This window comes from Rahnella sp. PAMC25617 (assembly GCF_050606005.1).
Lineage (GTDB): Bacteria > Pseudomonadota > Gammaproteobacteria > Enterobacterales > Enterobacteriaceae > Rahnella > Rahnella variigena.
The window spans coordinates 189,322-208,139 of record NZ_JBOCUM010000017.1 but is presented as its reverse complement, the minus strand read 5'-3'; the positions used below and the strand labels follow the sequence as shown (position 1 = coordinate 208,139).

The window sequence follows — 18,818 nt, the reverse complement described above, 5'->3', positions numbered from 1 at the left end:
ACAAAAATGATAGCCATATTATGAATGTAAAACCTGACCGTCTGGAACTGCGCCCTACCCAACGTTTGCTGCTGGAGCTGATTCGTCGCCATGCACCGGTGACACGCGCCGAACTGGCGCGCTATTCAAATCTCACTGCGGGGGCAATCACCCAACAATGCCGGGAGCTTTTATTTTCGGGTCTGGTTATCGAAGGCGAACGCAATATGGGACAGCGCGGACAACCGTCGCTGCCCCTGCGGCTTAATCCTGGCGGCGCATGTGCGGTCGGGCTGGCTTTCAGCCCTGGCTTTATCGACATGACGCTGGTCGATCTCAGTGGCCGCAAACTGTTGAGTATTTCTGAGCCTCATCAGGAAAATCAGCCGCTTGCCACCACACTAAAACAGATTAAAAACCTGGTAGAGCAGACGCTAAAAAAACGCCAGCTTCAACATGCGCGCATCCTCGGCATGGGTTATGCCGTGCCGGGTTTTCTAAAGCCCGATGGCAAAAAGCGCCACTGTGTGGCCTGGCTTTCAAGCTGGCGCGATGTCGACCTGCAACAGGCGTTTGAGGACAATTTGCCGTGGCCGACATGGGTTGAAAACAACGCCAATGCCTCGGCGATTGGCGAGCTGTATTCTGGTACGTGGAATTCCTATCGTGACATAACGTTTATCGATCTCGGTTACGGGATTGGTGCCGGGATTATCGCCGATGGCAAACTCCTGCGCGGCGGGTTTCTGAATGCCGGTGAAGCCGGTATGGCATTTCCCGGCGATAAACCGCGTCCATCCTATAAAGATTTGGTCGCGACGCTCACTCAGGCAGGGTTAAGCGAAGCGCAACTAATGGCACTCACCGCAGAACAGCATCCCTTGCTGGAAGTCTGGTTTTCACGCTGTTGCGATCAGGTCGAGCAGAGCATCATGGGGTGTCTGCAATGGCTGGATCCACAGTTGATTATTTTAGGCGGGGCCATGCCGAAAACCATCACCGAAAGGCTGGCTGAGGTTTTAACGCAAAAACTCGATGCCAGGCTTGATCCAGACCGCCCGAAAGTGAGGCTGGTGAACTCCCCGATGGGTGCCGAAAGCGCCTCGTGGGGCGCGGCGATGATCCCGTTGTATCAGGTGATTAATCAGGCATAGTCCGCCGGGCAAAAAAAAACGCCTCCGGAGAGGCGTTTATCAGCAAAGGAGAAAATTACTTTTTCTTCGCTTTCGGGTTTGGCAGGTCGGTAATGCTGCCTTCGTAGATTTCTGCTGCCAGACCCACGGACTCATGCAGAGTCGGGTGAGCATGGATGGTCAGCGCGATATCTTCTGCATCACAACCCATTTCGATTGCCAGACCGATTTCGCCCAGCAGCTCGCCGCCGTTAGTACCGACAATCGCACCACCGATAACACGGTGAGATTCTTTATCGAAGATCAGTTTGGTCATGCCGTCTGCACAGTCGGAAGCGATGGCACGGCCTGAAGCTGCCCACGGGAAGGTGGCGGTTTCGTAGCTGATGCCTTTTTCTTTCGCTTCTTTCTCAGTCAGGCCAACCCAGGCAACTTCTGGCTCAGTGTAGGCAATGGATGGAATGACTTTCGGATCGAAGTAGTGTTTCTTGCCGGAGATAACTTCGGCAGCCACGTGGCCTTCGTGAACACCTTTGTGCGCCAGCATTGGCTGACCGACGATGTCGCCGATGGCAAAGATGTGTGGCACGTTGGTGCGCATTTGTTTGTCGACGTGGATGAAACCACGGTCGTCAACTTCAATGCCTGCAGCGCCCGCTTCCAGCAGTTTACCGTTAGGAACACGGCCGATAGCCACCAGCACCGCGTCGTAACGCTGTGGTTCTGCAGGGGCTTTCTTGCCTTCCATCGTGACGTAGATGCCGTCTTCTTTGGCTTCTACCGCGGTCACTTTGGTTTCGAGCATCAGGTTGAATTGCTTGCTGATTTTCTTGGTGAAGACTTTCACCACGTCTTTATCAGCCGCAGGAATCACCTGATCGAACATTTCTACCACGTCAATCTGCGAACCCAGCGCGTGGTAAACGGTGCCCATTTCCAGACCGATGATGCCGCCACCCATCACGAGCAGACGCTCAGGGACGGTTTTCAGTTCCAGTGCATCGGTAGAATCCCAGACACGCGGGTCATCATGTGGAATGAATGGCAGTTTGATTGGACGGGAACCCGCCGCAATGATGGCATTATCGAAAGTGATGGTCGTAGGACCGTTTTCGCCTTCAACAACCAGAGTATTTGCGCCAGTAAATTTGCCCAAGCCGTTCACGACTTTGACTTTACGGCCTTTCGCCATACCTGCCAGACCACCGGTCAGCTGGTTGATGACTTTTTCTTTCCAGACACGCACTTTGTCGATGTCAGTTTTCGGCTCACCGAAAACAATACCGTGTTCTGCCAGTGCTTTTGCTTCAGAGATCACTTTCGCGACGTGCAGCAGAGCTTTAGAAGGGATACAGCCAACGTTCAGGCACACGCCACCGAGAGTGGAATAACGCTCAACCAGTACGGTTTCAAGACCTAAATCAGCGCAACGGAAAGCAGCAGAATAGCCCGCAGGGCCAGCCCCAAGTACCACGACCTGAGTTTTAATTTCAGTACTCATCATGACCTCTTAATTTATGTCCGGCGGGTCTGACGTCATTTTTATGTCGCAACGCCCATCATCCACCGGGTCGTTCTATCCGCCCGCAGTTTACAAAAATGTTAACAAATTTGAAACAACAAACGGCATACGATTTGTGCTTAGCGCCCGAAAATCCCAAACAGCATGAAGAGATTATCAGAAAAAAGCCGGCCGATTGGCCGGCTTTTCACTTACATCACCAGACGGCGAATGTCAGACAACACGTTGTTGATGATGGTGATGAAGCGCGCACCATCGGCACCGTCAATAACACGGTGGTCGAAGGAGAGCGACATTGGCATCATCAGACGCGGTGTGAACTCTTTACCGTTCCAGACTGGCTCGATAGCAGACTTGGAAACACCGAGGATAGCCACTTCCGGCGCGTTGACGATTGGCGCGAAGTGGGTCGTCCCGATACCACCGAGGCTGGAGATAGTGAAGCAACCGCCCTGCATTTCGCCAGCAGTCAGCTTACCGTCACGGGCTTTCTTGGAGATAGCCATCAGCTCACGGGACAACTCGGCGATGCCTTTCTTGTTCACGTCTTTGAAGACCGGAACAACCAGACCGTTTGGCGTATCAACCGCCACACCGATGTTGATGTATTTTTTCAGCGTCAGTTTCTGACCATCTTCGGACAGGGAACTGTTGAAGCGTGGCATCTGCTCAAGGGCAGCGGCAACGGCTTTCATGATGAAGACCACCGGGGTGAATTTCACGTCCAGTTTGCGTTTAGCGGCTTCATCGTTCTGCTGTTTACGGAACGCTTCCAGCTCAGTGATATCGGTTTTGTCGAAGTGCGTAACGTGCGGGATCATCACCCAGTTACGGCTCAGGTTCGCACCAGAGATTTTCTGGATACGGCCCAGTTCGACTTCTTCAATCTCACCGAACTTGCTGAAGTCCACTTTCGGCCAAGGCAGCATGCCTGGCAGACCGCCACCCGTTGCTGCTGCCGGCGCGGCTTCAGCACGTTTGACCGCGTCTTTCACGTAAGTCTGAACGTCTTCGCGCAGGATACGACCTTTACGGCCAGTCCCTTTCACTTTCGCCAGGTTAACGCCGAATTCACGGGCCAGACGACGGATAACCGGCGTGGCGTGAACGTAAGCGTCGTTCTCAGTGAATTCGCCTTTGCTTTCAGCTTTAGCTGCTGCCGGAGCCGCCGCTTTCTGTTCCTGTTTCGCAGGAGCAGCCGCTTCTTCTTTCTTAGCAGCCGGAGCAGCAGGCGCAGCGCCTTCTACTTCGAAGACCATGATCAGAGAGCCGGTGCTGACTTTGTCGCCCGCAGCGATTTTGATTTCTTTCACAGTACCCGCGAACGGCGCCGGGACTTCCATTGAGGCTTTGTCGCCTTCAACGGTGATCAGTGACTGTTCTGCACTGATTTTGTCGCCAACTTTAACCATGATTTCAGTGACTTCAACTTCGTCGCCACCGATATCAGGTACGTTCACTTCTTTGCTGCCGGACTGAGCCGGAGCCGCAGGGGCCGCATCTGATTGGGTTTCTGCAGCAGCGGCAGGTGCGGCTGCACCAGAACCAGCCACTTCGAAGACCATGATCAGAGAACCGGTGCTGACTTTGTCGCCCGCAGCGATTTTGATTTCTTTAACTTTGCCCGCGAACGGCGCAGGGACTTCCATAGAGGCTTTGTCGCCTTCTACGGTGATCAGCGATTGTTCAGCTGTCACGGTGTCGCCTACTTTAACCATGATTTCAGTGACTTCAACTTCGTCGCCACCGATGTCTGGTACGTTCACTTCTTTGCTTTCGCTGGAAGCAGGGGCAGCAGCAGCGCTCTCTTGAACATTAGCTTCTGCTTTGGCTTCCTGTTTCGCAGGTGCTGCATCAGCAGCACCGTCAGCGGCTTCAAAGATCATGATCAGTTTGCCGGTTTCGACGGTATCGCCGACCGCAACTTTAATTTCCTTGACCACGCCAGCTTGTGGAGAAGGCACTTCCATAGAAGCTTTGTCGCCTTCAACGGTGATCAGCGATTGTTCAACTTCAACCTTATCGCCCACCTTCACCATAATTTCGGTGACTTCCACTGCATCTGCACCGATGTCCGGTACGTTAATTTCAATAGCCATCTGTCTTTACCTCTTATGCCAGACGCGGGTTAACTTTTTCTGGGTTGATATCGAATTTCTTAATGGCTTCAGCCACTACAGACGTTTCGATTTCACCGCGTTTAGCCAATTCACCCAGCGCAGCAACCACAACGTAGGACGCATCCACTTCGAAGTGGTGACGCAGGTTTTCGCGGCTGTCTGAACGACCAAAGCCGTCAGTACCCAGTACGCGATAATCGCTGGCCGGAACGTAAGTACGAACCTGTTCAGCAAACAGTTTCATATAGTCGGTGGAAGCAACTGCTGGCGCGTCGCTCATCACCTGGGCGATGTACGGAACGCGTGGGGTTTCAGTCGGGTGCAGCATGTTCCAGCGCTCACAGTCCTGACCGTCACGGGCCAGTTCAGTGAAGGAAGTAACGCTATAAACGTCAGAACCCACACCGTAGTCTTTGGACAGGATCTCAGCCGCTTCACGTACGTGACGCAGAATAGAACCGGAGCCCAGAAGCTGCACTTTACCTTTGCTGCCTTCCAGCGTATCCAGCTTGTAGATACCCTTACGGATGCCTTCTTCCGCGCCTTCCGGCATGGCTGGCATGTGGTAGTTTTCGTTCAGCGTGGTGATGTAGTAATAAATGTTTTCCTGCGCTTCACCGTACATACGCACCAGACCGTCATGCATGATGACAGCAACTTCGTAAGCGTAAGACGGATCGTAAGAAATACAGTTAGGGATAGTCAGAGACTGAATATGGCTGTGACCATCTTCGTGCTGCAGACCTTCACCGTTCAGGGTAGTACGACCTGAAGTACCGCCGATCAGGAAGCCACGCGCCTGCTGGTCACCCGCTGCCCAGCACAGGTCGCCGATACGCTGGAAACCGAACATGGAGTAGTAGATGTAGAACGGGATCATTGGCAGATCGTTGGTGCTGTAAGACGTCGCTGCGGCCAGCCATGAAGACGCGGCACCCAGTTCGTTGATACCTTCCTGTAGGATCTGACCTTTCTCGTCTTCTTTATAGTAAGCAACCTGCTCACGGTCCTGCGGGGTGTACTGCTGGCCGTTCGGGCTGTAAATACCAATCTGACGGAACAGACCTTCCATACCGAATGTACGCGCTTCGTCGGCGATGATCGGGACCAGACGGTCTTTAATGGAGTCGTTTTTCAGCATCACGTTCAGGGCACGGACGAAAGCGATAGTGGTAGAGATCTCTTTCTTCTGCTCTTCCAGCAGTTGTGAGAAGTCTTCCAGTTTCGGCATTTCCAGCTTCTGAGTGAAGTTTGGCAGACGAGTCGGCAGGTAGCCTTTCAGCGCAGCACGACGCTCATGCAGGTATTTGTATTCTGCAGAGTCTTTTTCCAGAGTGATGTACGGCAGTTTTTCCAGATTTTCATCGGTAACTGGCACGCTGAAGCGATCACGGATGTAGCGAACGCCATCCATGTTCATTTTCTTCACCTGGTGAGCAATGTTTTTACCTTCGGCAGCGTCGCCCATGCCATAACCTTTAATGGTATGCGCAAGGATAACGGTCGGCTGGCCTTTGGTGTTCTGTGCTTTGTTCAGTGCAGCGAAGACTTTCTTCGGATCATGACCACCACGGTTCAGCGCCCAGATTTCGTCGTCGGTCATATCTTTGACCAGCGCAGCGGTTTCAGGATATTTGCCGAAGAAGTGCTCACGAACGTATTTGCCGTCACGGGACTTGAAGGTCTGGTAGTCGCCATCCACGGTTTCGTTCATCAGCTGGATCAGTTTACCGCTGGTGTCTTTACGCAGCAGTTCATCCCAACGGTTGCCCCAGATGACTTTGATCACGTTCCAGCCAGCGCCTGCAAAGATGCCGTCCAGTTCGTTGATGATTTTGCCGTTACCGGTGACAGGGCCATCAAGACGCTGCAGGTTACAGTTGATGATGAAGCACAGGTTGTCCAGTTTCTCACGGGTCGCGATGGTGATCGCACCTTTGGATTCTGGTTCGTCCATTTCACCGTCGCCCAGGAATGCGTAAACGCGCTGTGCGGAAGTGTCTTTCAGACCACGGTGTTCCAGATATTTCAGGAACTTAGCCTGGTAGATTGCACCGATCGGGCCCAGACCCATGGATACGGTCGGGAACTGCCAGAATTCAGGCATCAGTTTAGGGTGCGGATAAGACGACAGACCTTTACCGTGAACTTCCTGACGGAAATTGTTCATCTGGTCTTCAGTCAGGCGGCCTTCAAGGAAAGCACGCGCATACACGCCCGGAGAGATGTGGCCCTGGAAGTACACCAGATCGCCGCCGTCTTTCTCGTTGCGCGCACGGAAGAAGTGGTTGAAGCACACTTCGTACACGGTCGCAGAAGACTGGAAGGACGCCATGTGGCCGCCGAGTTCCAGGTCTTTCTTGGACGCACGCAGAACGGTCATGATGGCGTTCCAGCGGATAGCGGTACGAATGTTACGTTCCAGCTCCAGGTTACCCGGGTATTCAGGTTCGTCTTCAACAGCGATGGTATTGACGTAGTTACGGCTGGCTGCACCAGCAGCGACGCTCACGCCGCCCTTACGCGCTTCACTGAGAACCTGGTCGATCAGGAACTGTGCACGCTCAACACCTTCTTCACGGATGACCGATTCGATCGCTTGTAGCCAGTCGCGAGTTTCGATCGGATCCACGTCATTATTTACACGTTCTGACATGGTGCTTTTCCTTATCTGTATCTAATACGTTGGTTTATCTGGAGCCTGTCTTCCTGCGCTCTTTTAAAACGGTCTTCGTGATGAGAAAGCGCACGAAGACAGGCCCGTCATGTAGTTGCCGTGAGCCCTCAAATGAAGACTCTAAAAATTAACCTCGTGGGCTAACTTTCATCTTTTCGTTGCTGGAGCCGTCGTAAAGACCGATCCCGCCGGGTGTGTTCCCTGCTGAGATCCAGCAAAACTTCTTCAATGAACGCCAGGTGACGGTGAGATGCGGCACGCGCTTTTTCTGGTTCCCGTGCAACAATCGCCTCGAAAATACTGGCGCGGTGGTTGCTTACCATCGCCAGCATTTCGCGGCGGGAGTAAAGCAATTCAAAGTTCTGTCGAACATTTTTCTCGAGCATCGGTCCCATACAGCGAACCAGATGCAGCAGCACCACATTATGCGCTGCTTCTGTTACAGCAACCTGATACTGCATTACCGCGTCGGCTTCTGCGTCCAGGTCCCCGCTGTCTTGTGCGGTCTGTATGACCACGTGACAATCACGAATGCGCTGCAAATCTTCCTCTGTGCCACGAAGCGCCGCGTAATAGGCAGCGATCCCTTCAAGGGCATGGCGTGTTTCAAGGAGATCGAATTGTGATTCAGGATGGTCGGCCAGTAACTCAGCCAGCGGGTCACTCACGCTTTGCCACAAGTTACTTTGTACGAAAGTGCCACCACCCTGACGGCGCAGGAGTAGCCCCTTCCCTTCCAGGCTTTGGATTGCCTCTCTGAGAGAAGGTCGCGATACATCAAACTGTTTGGCCAGCTCGCGCTCTGGCGGAAGCTTTTCCCCGGGCCTCAAAGTGCCTTCGAGGATCAGGAACTCAAGTTGCTGCTCGATCACATCGGATAACTTAGGCTGTCGGATTTTGCTGTAAGCCATATATGTGCTGTTCTCTGCGAGTAGCGACTCTGTAAGTTGCCGGAGTCAATTGGTAATACCAATTTAAAAAACGTGGCCGTAAAGTAACAAAGTATTCACCTTGTGTCCATATGGCTACCCAGTAAATGCGTCGACCCCGCACAATTTAACAAATTTTTATCATTTATGGTTTTTACCCAGTCGCGGATCACATTTTTTAGATCCTGAACAAATTTACAGTCAATTTGGCTATTTGTTATGCAGATGATGCATAAACCCCGTGCAAACTTTTGCGCATAACATTATTCTTGCGCGAACGGTAGATGATCCTGCTTTTTAGGTACAATCCAGCCGTAAATAATTAGATACAAAAAGTGTAATTATCGCCTTACATTCTCTCTAACACACAGAATGTTATGGGTTTTGCCCCAATGACAGAGGACAGGTAAATGGTTGAACAACAACAAGGCGATGAGCTGAAGCGTGGTCTCAAAAACCGCCATATTCAGCTGATTGCACTAGGTGGGGCCGTCGGTACAGGGCTGTTTCTGGGCAGCGCTTCCGTCATTCAGTCTGCGGGGCCGGGGATTATTCTTGGCTACGCAATTGCAGGTTTTATTGCCTTTTTAATCATGCGCCAGTTAGGTGAAATGGTTGTTGAGGAGCCGGTTGCGGGCTCATTCAGCCACTTTGCTTACAAATACTGGGGTGGGTTCGCAGGCTTTGCTTCTGGCTGGAACTACTGGGTTCTGTACGTGCTGGTGGCGATGGCAGAACTGACCGCAGTCGGTAAATACATTCAATTCTGGTGGCCGGAAATTCCTACCTGGGTTTCTGCGGCGGCCTTCTTCGTGCTGATCAACGCCATCAACCTGACTAACGTTAAAGTCTTCGGTGAGATGGAATTCTGGTTTGCGATCATCAAAGTGGTTGCGGTTGTGGCGATGATCCTGTTCGGCGGCTGGTTGCTGTTCAGCGACACAGCCGGTCCGCAGGCGACAGTACGTAACCTGTGGGAGCAAGGCGGATTCCTGCCGCATGGTATGACCGGGCTGGTGATGATGATGGCCATCATTATGTTCTCGTTCGGTGGCCTGGAGCTGGTGGGGATTACAGCGGCAGAAGCCGATAATCCTGAAGTCAGCATTCCTAAAGCGACCAACCAGGTTATCTACCGCATCCTGATTTTCTATGTGGGCTCACTGGCCGTGCTGCTTTCCCTGATGCCGTGGACCCGCGTCGGGCCGGACACCAGCCCGTTCGTCCTTATCTTCCATGAACTGGGTGATGCACTGGTTGCCAACGCACTGAACGTGGTGATCCTGACTGCCGCGCTGTCGGTCTACAACAGCTGTGTTTACTGCAACAGCCGCATGTTGTTTGGTCTGGCGCAGCAAGGCAACGCACCGAAATCCCTGATGAAAGTGGACAAACGCGGCGTGCCGGTGACGTCTATCCTTGTCTCTGCGGCCACTACTGCCCTATGTGTTCTGATTAACTACCTGATGCCAGCCGAAGCGTTTGGTCTGCTGATGGCGCTGGTGGTTTCTGCACTGGTGATCAACTGGGCGATGATCAGCCTGGCACACATTAAATTCCGTCAGGCGAAGCGTCGTGAAGGCGTGGAACCTAAGTTTAAAGCGCTGCTGTATCCGATGGGTAACTACATCTGCCTGCTGTTTATGGCGGCAATTCTGGTGATCATGGCGATCACTCCGGGCATGGCGATCTCCGTATGGCTGATCCCTGTCTGGCTGGTAGTTCTGGGCATTGGTTACTGGATCAAGAATCAGCAAAGCGGGAAATCCGTTAACGCTTAAGCAAGAGTAATAATTTAAAATCCTCAGACGCCCCGGTTAAGTCACTTGCCGGGGCGTCCTGTTATACAGGTCACACTTTTTCTGAGATGACCAAATCGTCCATCTTCATGACTCTTACCTCCTGACTCTTATTCCCTTCCTGAGCCAATACTCTGAGCTATCAAACAGTTTTTTAACAACTGTCCTTTTGACATCTATGCGGAGAGAACATCCATGAAGGAAGGCGCGCTGTCGTTCAAAGAGAAAGTGGCGTACGGCATGGGGGATGCAGGCTGCAATATGATTGGCGGCGCCATCATGCTGTTTCTTAATTATTTTTATACGGACGTTTTCGGTTTAGCCCCGGCGCTGGTTGGTGTATTGCTGCTCTCCGTGCGCGTTATCGACGCCGTCACCGACCCGATTATGGGCGCGATTGCCGACCGTACGAGCACCCGCTGGGGACGGTTCCGCCCGTATTTGTTATGGGTTTCGGTGCCGTATGTTCTGTTCAGCGTACTGATGTTCACCACGCCGGAATGGAGCTACAACAGCAAGGTTATCTATGCTTTTGTGACTTACTTCCTGATGTCTCTGACTTACACAGCCATTAACATTCCTTATTGCTCGCTCGGTGGCGTCATTACTGCCGATCCGCACGAACGTGTTGCCTGCCAGTCTTACCGCTTCTTTATGGTGGGGATCGCAACACTTATCCTGTCTTCCACCCTGCTGCCAATGGCAGATTTTTTCGGTGGCGCGGACAAAGCCAAGGGCTACCAGATGTCGATGGGCGTAATGGCGATCATTGCGCTGTTTATGTTCCTGTTCTGCTTCAGCTCAGTGAAAGAACGTATCCAGCCAGCGGTGCCGTCTAAACACGCCCTGAAATCTGATCTGAAAGATGTCTGGAAAAATGACCAGTGGGTGCGCATCCTGCTGCTGACGTTCTGTAACGTATGTCCGGGCTTTATCCGTATGGCAGCCACCATGTATTACGTCACCTGGGTCATGGAAAAATCTACGTCATTTGCCAGTATGTTTATCAGCCTCGGTGTGGTCGGCATGATGATCGGCAGCGCGCTGGCAAAACCGCTGACCGATAAATACTGCAAACTGAAAGTGTTCTTCTGGGCCAACATTATCCTGACCATTTTCTCTTGCGGCTTCTATTTCCTCGATCCGCATGCGACAACGCTGATCCTGGTAGCGTACTTCATCCTGAACATCATGCATCAGCTCCCTTCCCCGCTGCACTGGTCGCTGATGGCCGATGTGGATGATTACGGCGAATGGAAAACCGGTAAACGCGTGACCGGCATCAGCTTCTCCGGCAACCTGTTCTTCCTTAAATGCGGACTGGCGGTAGCCGGTGCAATGGTCGGATTCCTGTTGTCAGCTTATGGCTACAACGCCGGAGCAGCGCAGCAAAGTGATCACGCAATCAACGGAATTATGCTGCTGTTCACCATCATTCCGGGCGTGGGATATCTGATTACTGCCGGTGTGGTGCGTTTACTGAAAGTGGATCGCGAAACCATGCGTACCATTCAGGCTGATCTCGAAATTCGCCGCCGTAATTACCGCGAACTGAATGAATATCACGGTGCAAAAAATACACAGGGCGCGGATATCGCCAGCGTCCCACTGAACAGCAAGGAGCTGAAACATGAGTAATTACCCTAATCCGCTGATTGAGCAACGGGCAGACCCGCATATCTGGCTGCACAGCGACGGAAATTATTACTTTATCGCGTCGGTTCCTGAATACGACCGGCTGGAGATCCGCCGCTCGCCAACGCTGAGCGGACTTGCCAATGCGCCAGCCACCATCGTCTGGCATAAACCTGAAACCGGCCCGATGAGCGCACTGATCTGGGCGCCGGAACTGCATTTTATCGACGGGAAATGGGTTATCTATTACGCCGCTGCACCATCGCAGGAGATTGTGGACGGATTATTCCAGCACCGGATGTATGCGCTGGTGTGCGAAGAAGCAGATCCGCTCACGGGGAAATGGCAGGAGAAAGGCCGGATCCAGACCCCGATCGACAGCTTCTCGCTGGATGCCACGCACTTTGAGCATCAGGGCAAAAACTATTATCTGTGGGCGCAGAAAGATCCGGCAATTCGCGGAAACTCGAATCTGTATCTGGCTGAAATGGAAAACCCGTGGACACTGAAATCTCCGCCGGTCATGCTCAGCAAGCCGGAGCTGGACTGGGAAATCATCGGTTTTTGGGTTAACGAAGGCCCGGCCGTGATCACGCATGGCGATAAGATTTTCATCACTTATTCCGCCAGCGCCACCGATGAAAATTACTGTATCGGCTTGCTTTGGGCAGATCTCAGCAGCAACCTGATGGATCCGGCGAGCTGGCATAAATCTCCGCATCCGGTGTTCACTACCCAGGCGCAGAACAAACAGTTCGGCCCCGGCCACAACAGCTTTACCCGCAACGAACAAGGCGAAGATGTGCTGGTATACCACGCCAGAAATTACACAGAAATTGAAGGCGATCCGCTGTATGACCCGAACCGGCATACGCGCATCAAAACCTTTCGCTGGGATGAAAATGGCCTGCCTGACTTCGGTGAACCCGCCGCCGATAACCGTCCGCTGACCTTACAAAAGCAGCGCGGATAGAAAGCAAAAAGCCCGGACATGTAAATGTACCGGGCTTTTTTAATTGGCGGTCTCAGCAACAAAAGTCTCGTTAAATCAGCGTGCCGTAAATCGTCAGCAGCGCCACAACCACCAGAATAATCATCGTCACTTTACGCGCCAGACCGACGGCCGCACGAGGCGTTTGTACCGGATCGGTGTGCGGATCACGCGCCAGCGAGAACTGTGCCAGACGGGTTAATACCTGATACTGCGACGAGTGAATATCACCCAGCGAAGCAAACCAGGCCGGCAGAGCCTTCTCGCCGTGCCCCAGCAAGGCATAAGCCACACCGGCCAGACGAACCGGGATCCAGTCCAGAATATGTAACAGGGAATCAACGCCGGACTGAGCACGTTTCAAAGGCGTCATGTGGCGCGCCAGCCAGGTCTGATAACCGCGTAAAGCCGCGTATCCGCCTAATGCTATCGGTCCGCAGGGACCACACACCACAAACCAGAATAAAGGGCCAAGATAGTAGCGATAGTTAATCCATAGCAGCGCATTTTGCAGTTCCCGCAAACGGGCTTCTTCTGTGCAATCCGTTGGCAGACCGTGGATCAGCGCCAGCTCTTCGGCCATTTCCTTACAAGCGTCGGCATCCCCCTGACGGGCTGACTTAAGATAAGCGCGATAATGCTTACGTTTAATCCCCGCGCCAATGCACAGCAGACACAAAATCACCCATAAAATCAGTGTCGGTACGCCAAAGAATATCCCCTGTAGCGCTCGCAGGACGACCCAGATCACCGCCATCCAGATGACCATGATAGCCAGCGTTTTCACTAAGGAAGTCTGCCGCCCTCGGCGGAATATCACTTCGAACCGATGGTCCAGCTGCCAGTGTTCACCCAGTTTGAACAGCCGTTCCCAAGCCAGCACCAGCAGCAAAGTAAATAACGTCATCGATTGTCACTCTCTCTCAACACATCACATGCTTAAACACGCACCAGAGACCGCGTTAACTCACTGGTCAGAAGCGCTATTCTGCCCTACCGGCAGGGCTATCAGCTTGCGATAAAATGCCCAGTCAAATTCAGGGCCGGGATCGGTCTTACGCCCCGGAGCAATATCACTGTGTCCGGTAATGGCATCAAGATTAATGGGATAGTGCTTAATTAACAGCTCAGTAACAGCGGCCAGGCTGCGATATTGCGCGTCAGTAAACGGCTCAAAATCCGTGCCTTCCAGCTCGATGCCGATTGAGAAATCATTACAGCGCTCGCGACCCTGCCAGCTGGAAACACCCGCATGCCAGGCGCGTTTATCAAAAGGAACATATTGAACAATTTCGCCATCGCGGCGGATCAGGCAATGTGCCGCCACACGCAACTGGTGGATACCTTCAAAATAAGGATCGTCCTGCGGATTCAGCGTACCGGTAAAGAGTTGATCAATATAGGGACCACCGAATTTCCCGGGCGGCAAACTGATGTTGTGGATAACCAGCAACGAGGGGATTTCATCGTCAGGACGGAGATCAAAATGGGGAGAAACAACCCGCCGGGCTTCAGCTATCCAGCCTTCTTCTAAGTGCATCAAAGACCTCAATGATGTGCTTGTGTGGTACTTATCACAGCAACAGGGTAGCATGTTTTTTTGTCCTTCTTATCCGCCATTTCGGAGTATTTGTATGTCTACCCGCAGCTACAGCCCTGAAAGTCGCCGCGCACAGTTACTCGAACGTATCCAGAATGATATTCCTGCTCTTGTCACTCAAGCCCTGGGCGAAGACCTCGGCGGAGAAGCTAATGCTAACAATGACTTAACGGCACAATTATTGCCACAGGATAAAAACGCGACCGCCACCATCATCACCCGTGAACCCGGTATTTTTTGCGGGCAACGCTGGCTGGATGAAGTCTTTAAGCAACTGGCCGGGGATAAAATCACCGTTAAATGGCATGTAAAAGACGGTGATACAGTTTCTGAAAACCAGACCTTATGCGAACTTTCCGGCTCTGCCCGGATGTTGCTGACCGGCGAACGCACCGCCCTGAATTTTGTGCAAACCCTCTCGGGTGTGGCAACCGAAGTGAATCACTATGTGAAAATTCTGCAGGGCACCAAAACTCAGTTGCTGGACACCCGCAAAACCTTGCCGGGTCTGCGTACTGCACTGAAATATGCCGTGCTCTGCGGTGGCGGAAGCAATCACCGTCTGGGTCTGGCTGATGCATTTCTTATTAAAGAAAACCACATCATCGCCTGTGGCTCAATCAAAGCGGCCGTGGAGCGCGCGTTGTGGATCCATGCCGACGTTCCTGTAGAAGTGGAGGTCGAATCCATTGATGAACTTCAGCAGGCGCTGGATGCCAAAGCTGACATTATCATGCTCGATAACTTTACCGTGCCGATGATGCGTGATGCCGTTGCGCTGACTGCCGGCCAAGCACTGCTGGAAGTCTCCGGTAACGTCACGGAAAAAACACTGCGTGAATTCGCAGAGACCGGCGTGGATTACATTTCCGTCGGCGCGCTCACCAAACATGTCAGAGCCATGGATCTCTCCATGCGCTTTAGCTAATCGCAACGCTGTTGCCCCTGACTTCCTTTTCAGGGGCAACACGACTTCTTTCGGTCTATTTCATCTTGCCGCATTACCCTCTCATTCTCCCGGTCTGACTGCCATCCCCTTTTTCATTTCATCTTCATTGTTGCGGCGCATCGCGCAAAAGTTTTGCCAACCTGACTGACATACATATTTATCCTGGAAGACATCCTGGAGAAGCCAACAATGGGGCTGGAGTCTGGTTATTTCTGCGTTTAGTTTGCTGCACGAGCTTTACCCACGCAGTTTTACAAAACGGAGAACGCCATGCACCGGCAACAAGGATTTACCCTCATTGAACTGATGGTAGTGATCGCGATTATTGCGATCCTCAGTGCCATCGGTATACCCGCTTACCAGAGTTATATCCAGAAGGCCGCCATGACCGACATGCTGCAAACCATGGTGCCGTATAAAACCGGCGTCGAATTGTGTGTGATTGATTCCGGCACTCTGACGGGTTGCGATGCAGGCACTCAGGGAATACCCGCAGCAGCCAGCAGCCGTTACGTCAGCCAGGTGCAAGTCAGCACAGGCGTCATCTCGCTCACCGGACAACAGGCGCTGGAAGGGCTCAGCGTCGTCATGACGCCGGTTGTCGATAATGTGGCCGGAGGGATTGTCTGGAATCGCAGTTGTACGAATGCCGCTAACACGTCGATGGTTGAGGCCTGCGAAAGCGTATTCCGCTTTGACAGTCAGGGAGCAACACAATGACCGATACTCCACTGGTTCCTGTTTCGCGGGTACACAGCGAAAGGCAGCAAAGCGAAGCATCGCTTGAAGCCCTGTGTCAGCGATATAAAGCCGTCATTTTACATCGTGACCCGCAGATAATTCGCGTTGCCTGCCATGAAAGTGAGGCGGACACGGAATCCCTGAGCAACGTGCTGCGTTTCGCCACCGGATTAAAAGTCCAGCTTGAACGCTGGCCACAGGCGCGGCTGGAACAGGTGATGGAAAAAGGCCATTCAGGATCGCCACAACTTGTCGCGCAGGAAGAGCTCACCCCTTCTGTACCTCGTGATGAGAATGAACTGGATGCCCAAAGCGATGCGCCAGTGATCAATGTACTTAATCAGATCCTCAGGCACGCTATCACCCGCCGCGCATCGGATATTCACTTTGAACCTTTTGAGCACAGTTTCCGGGTTCGCGTCCGGATTGATGGCGTACTACAAGAAATCCCCGGCCCTGAATTTGCAATGGCCGCCGGTATCTGTGCACGTCTGAAAATCATGGGAGAGCTCAACGTGGCAGAACGCAGACTGCCGCAGGACGGGCAGCTTTCGGTGATGTTACAAAATCAGCGATATTCCATGCGGGTCTCGTCCCTGCCAACGCTGCACGGCGAAAAAATTGTGCTGCGGATACTCCATATGACGCAGCAGGATCTGTCGATGTCACAGCTGGGATTCACGCCGCGTGATCTCGATTATTTCAAGGCCGCGCTTAAACATCCGCAAGGATTGATTCTGGTCACAGGTCCGACAGGGAGCGGAAAAACAGTCACGCTCTACACAGGTCTGCGACATCTGAATGCCATTACCCGCAATATCTGCAGCGTCGAAGACCCGATTGAGATCCCGGTCAGCGGCATTAATCAGACGCAGATCAACAGCAAAACAGATCTGAGTTTTGCCGGTGTCCTGCGGGCATTATTACGTCAGGATCCTGACGTGATTATGGTCGGTGAAATCCGGGATAAAGAAACAGCCGAGATTGCCGTAAAAGCGGCGCAGACCGGGCATATGGTGCTTTCCACCCTGCATACCAATTCCACCTGCGAGACCCTGACCCGTCTGAGACAAATGGGGATCGAGACTTTTCATATTGCAGCCAGTTTACGTCTGGTCATTGCACAGCGGCTGGTTCGAAAGCTCTGCCCGCATTGCCGAAAAGCACATATGTCACTGGTCGAAAAAGGCCCGGATGGCCGCAGCGGTACGTTGCCACTTTGGTTGGCCGCGGGTTGCCATCAATGTTTTTCCGGCTACTACGGGCGTACGGGAATTTACGAAATACTCAATATCACGCCCAGGTTACAGCAGGCATTGGTCGCCGGAGCGGGCGTCACTGAGCTGAGTAAAATCGCCCGTGAGCAGGGGCAGAAAACCTTGCAGGAAGCGGGAATGTTGCTGGTCGAGCAAGGCATTACCTCGCTTGAGGAGCTTTACAGAGTCACCGGCGAAGACACTGGCTTATGAGCGAAATCGGGGCTATTTCTAAAAAATGGAGGCTTTATCAATGGCAGGCAGTTGATACCCAGGGAAGCATTCAGCAAGGCAACAGCATTGAGATAAATAAAGACATCATCTACCAGCAGCTTTTTGCTGCTGGCTTACAGCCGGTCAGTGTCAGGATGAGGCAACGCCTGAGAGGAAATTGTTGGAAAAATCAGGATCGCGTCGCCTTTGTCAGACAGCTGGCGACACTTCTGCAGGCCGGACTACCCCTGATTAATAGCCTGACGCTGCTGGGCAATGAGCATACGAAACCGGCATGGAACTGCGTGCTGTTAAATATCGCCAAAGGAGTTCGTGAAGGAAAGCCTCTTTCAGAGATGCTGGGGCATTATCCCGACACGTTCCCTGATATTTACCGGCAAATTATTTCGATTGGAGAACTGACGGGACAACTCGACAAATGCTGCCTGCAACTGGCGAGTCAGCAGGAACAACAGGCGGAGTTAAGAAATAAGGTGAAAAAGGCTCTGCGTTATCCGCTGATTGTCAGCGCGATCGCCACGATTGTTACCCTGCTGATGCTGACCCTGGTGTTGCCTGAGTTTGCGAAAATCTATGCATCCTTTGATGCTAAGTTACCGTGGTTTACTCAGATGTTAATCAACACATCAGAAGCATTAATCACAGCAGGCCCGTGGATAGCAGGAGGATTATTGTTTTGCTGTTTTGGGTATCTGCAAAAAATGCATCCGCACGTACGCTGGAAACGCCGTGAACAGATGCTTCTGCTGCGGTTGCCCCTGACTTCACGGCTGGTCACCGACAGCAGCCTCGGACAGATTTTTCAGACACTGGCCATGACACAACAGGCCGGAATGACGTTAATTGCGGGGCTGGCGGCGGCTTCTGCGTCTGTATCCAATTTGCATTTTCAGGCCGCGCTGAGCCAGATACGTGAGCAGATCATACAAGGGGTTCCGTTACACAAAGCTTTTGTTCAGTCACCACTGTTTCCGACCTTATGCCATCAGCTAATTAAAATCGGTGAGGAGTCAGGTTCTCTCGATGAGTTACTGCAAAAGCTCGCGCAACTGCATAATCATAAAGCGAATTCACTGGCGGATACGTTATCGCAAACCATTGAGCCGGTACTGATGGCGGTAATGGGCGTCATTGTGGGCGGGTTGGTGATTGCAATGTATCTGCCGATATTCCAGCTGGGGTCAGTGATGGGATAGGAAGAGGATAAAGCAGAAAGAGCAGAAAGCGGCGAAAACGAGTCTCGCCGCATCAGC

At 52.5% G+C, this 18,818-nt stretch carries 14 protein-coding genes; 8 read left to right on the top strand and 6 right to left on the bottom strand.

Annotated elements, in window-relative coordinates:
• Positions 1–20 precede the first annotated feature (20 nt).
• Positions 21–1,133 carry an ROK family protein gene (locus tag ACM615_RS20065; RefSeq protein ID WP_431012393.1) on the top strand — a complete coding sequence of 371 codons (1,113 nt, stop codon included), beginning with the start codon at positions 21–23 and terminating at the stop codon, positions 1,131–1,133.
• Positions 1,134–1,188: 55 nt separating this feature from the next.
• Here ACM615_RS20065 and lpdA read toward each other — a convergent pair whose 3' ends face one another.
• From lpdA to pdhR, 4 genes are all read right to left on the bottom strand, one after another.
• Complete coding sequence (gene lpdA, locus ACM615_RS20060) at positions 1,189–2,613, bottom strand: dihydrolipoyl dehydrogenase (protein ID WP_165353190.1); 1,425 nt, start codon at positions 2,611–2,613, stop codon at positions 1,189–1,191.
• Positions 2,614–2,825: 212 nt separating this feature from the next.
• On the bottom strand, positions 2,826–4,733 hold the full coding sequence (gene aceF, locus ACM615_RS20055) for a pyruvate dehydrogenase complex dihydrolipoyllysine-residue acetyltransferase (RefSeq protein WP_113876357.1): 1,908 nt from the start codon (positions 4,731–4,733) through the stop codon (positions 2,826–2,828).
• A 13-nt stretch (positions 4,734–4,746) separates the two neighbouring features.
• A complete protein-coding gene (aceE, locus tag ACM615_RS20050) occupies positions 4,747–7,410 on the bottom strand; it encodes a pyruvate dehydrogenase (acetyl-transferring), homodimeric type (protein ID WP_112286924.1) in 2,664 nt (887 codons plus the stop codon).
• Positions 7,411–7,571: 161 nt separating this feature from the next.
• Positions 7,572–8,342: a pyruvate dehydrogenase complex transcriptional repressor PdhR gene (gene pdhR / locus ACM615_RS20045; RefSeq protein WP_112286925.1), complete on the bottom strand. Its 771-nt coding sequence runs from the start codon at positions 8,340–8,342 to the stop codon at positions 7,572–7,574.
• Between the two features lie 428 nt (positions 8,343–8,770).
• On the opposite strand from pdhR, the gene aroP reads away from it, so the two are divergent.
• From aroP to ACM615_RS20030, 3 genes are all read left to right on the top strand, one after another.
• Positions 8,771–10,141 (top strand): aromatic amino acid transporter AroP, encoded by a 1,371-nt coding sequence (aroP, locus tag ACM615_RS20040; protein ID WP_431012392.1) that lies wholly within the window; start codon positions 8,771–8,773, stop codon positions 10,139–10,141.
• 213 nt (positions 10,142–10,354) lie between these two features.
• Positions 10,355–11,797 (top strand): glycoside-pentoside-hexuronide (GPH):cation symporter, encoded by a 1,443-nt coding sequence (locus ACM615_RS20035; protein ID WP_431012391.1) that lies wholly within the window; start codon positions 10,355–10,357, stop codon positions 11,795–11,797.
• Positions 11,790–12,767, top strand: coding sequence for a glycoside hydrolase family 43 protein (locus tag ACM615_RS20030; protein ID WP_431012390.1), 978 nt, complete (start codon positions 11,790–11,792; stop codon positions 12,765–12,767). The genes ACM615_RS20035 and ACM615_RS20030 overlap by 8 nt, the downstream gene beginning before the upstream one ends.
• 70 nt (positions 12,768–12,837) lie before the next feature.
• On the opposite strand, the gene ampE is transcribed toward ACM615_RS20030, so the two are convergent.
• Positions 12,838–13,692 (bottom strand): beta-lactamase regulator AmpE, encoded by an 855-nt coding sequence (ampE, locus tag ACM615_RS20025; protein WP_113876353.1) that lies wholly within the window; start codon positions 13,690–13,692, stop codon positions 12,838–12,840.
• A 60-nt stretch (positions 13,693–13,752) separates the two neighbouring features.
• A complete protein-coding gene (gene ampD, locus ACM615_RS20020) occupies positions 13,753–14,325 on the bottom strand; it encodes a 1,6-anhydro-N-acetylmuramyl-L-alanine amidase AmpD (RefSeq protein WP_129639729.1) in 573 nt (190 codons plus the stop codon).
• Positions 14,326–14,419: 94 nt separating this feature from the next.
• On the opposite strand from ampD, the gene nadC reads away from it, so the two are divergent.
• The 4 genes from nadC to hofC all read left to right on the top strand — a co-directional run bounded on the left by nadC (position 14,420) and on the right by hofC (position 18,761).
• Positions 14,420–15,313 (top strand): carboxylating nicotinate-nucleotide diphosphorylase, encoded by an 894-nt coding sequence (gene nadC, locus ACM615_RS20015; RefSeq protein WP_132966697.1) that lies wholly within the window; start codon positions 14,420–14,422, stop codon positions 15,311–15,313.
• A 291-nt stretch (positions 15,314–15,604) separates the two neighbouring features.
• On the top strand, positions 15,605–16,054 hold the full coding sequence (gene ppdD, locus ACM615_RS20010) for a prepilin peptidase-dependent pilin (RefSeq protein ID WP_112286932.1): 450 nt from the start codon (positions 15,605–15,607) through the stop codon (positions 16,052–16,054).
• Entirely contained in the window at positions 16,051–17,544 is a 1,494-nt protein-coding gene (gspE, locus tag ACM615_RS20005; protein ID WP_431012389.1) for a type II secretion system protein GspE, read from the top strand. The genes ppdD and gspE overlap by 4 nt, the downstream gene beginning before the upstream one ends.
• Positions 17,541–18,761, top strand: a complete 1,221-nt coding sequence (gene hofC / locus ACM615_RS20000; RefSeq protein WP_431012388.1) for a protein transport protein HofC — start codon at positions 17,541–17,543, stop codon at positions 18,759–18,761. The genes gspE and hofC overlap by 4 nt, the downstream gene beginning before the upstream one ends.
• Positions 18,762–18,818: the final 57 nt, after the last annotated feature.

Bases quoted from the DNA above. Each gene is read 5' to 3' on its own strand.
- hofC (WP_431012388.1), top strand. From the start codon at position 17,541: ATGAGCGAAATCGGGGCTATTTCTAAAAAATGGAGGCTTTATCAATGG.
- aroP (WP_431012392.1), top strand. From the start codon at position 8,771: ATGGTTGAACAACAACAAGGCGATGAGCTGAAGCGTGGTCTCAAAAAC.
- ampD (WP_129639729.1), bottom strand. From the start codon at position 14,325: ATGCACTTAGAAGAAGGCTGGATAGCTGAAGCCCGGCGGGTTGTTTCT.
- nadC (WP_132966697.1), top strand. From the start codon at position 14,420: ATGTCTACCCGCAGCTACAGCCCTGAAAGTCGCCGCGCACAGTTACTC.
- lpdA (WP_165353190.1), bottom strand. From the start codon at position 2,613: ATGAGTACTGAAATTAAAACTCAGGTCGTGGTACTTGGGGCTGGCCCT.
- aceF (WP_113876357.1), bottom strand. From the start codon at position 4,733: ATGGCTATTGAAATTAACGTACCGGACATCGGTGCAGATGCAGTGGAA.
- ACM615_RS20035 (WP_431012391.1), top strand. From the start codon at position 10,355: ATGAAGGAAGGCGCGCTGTCGTTCAAAGAGAAAGTGGCGTACGGCATG.
- ACM615_RS20065 (WP_431012393.1), top strand. From the start codon at position 21: ATGAATGTAAAACCTGACCGTCTGGAACTGCGCCCTACCCAACGTTTG.
- gspE (WP_431012389.1), top strand. From the start codon at position 16,051: ATGACCGATACTCCACTGGTTCCTGTTTCGCGGGTACACAGCGAAAGG.
- pdhR (WP_112286925.1), bottom strand. From the start codon at position 8,342: ATGGCTTACAGCAAAATCCGACAGCCTAAGTTATCCGATGTGATCGAG.
- ampE (WP_113876353.1), bottom strand. From the start codon at position 13,692: ATGACGTTATTTACTTTGCTGCTGGTGCTGGCTTGGGAACGGCTGTTC.
- ppdD (WP_112286932.1), top strand. From the start codon at position 15,605: ATGCACCGGCAACAAGGATTTACCCTCATTGAACTGATGGTAGTGATC.
- aceE (WP_112286924.1), bottom strand. From the start codon at position 7,410: ATGTCAGAACGTGTAAATAATGACGTGGATCCGATCGAAACTCGCGAC.
- ACM615_RS20030 (WP_431012390.1), top strand. From the start codon at position 11,790: ATGAGTAATTACCCTAATCCGCTGATTGAGCAACGGGCAGACCCGCAT.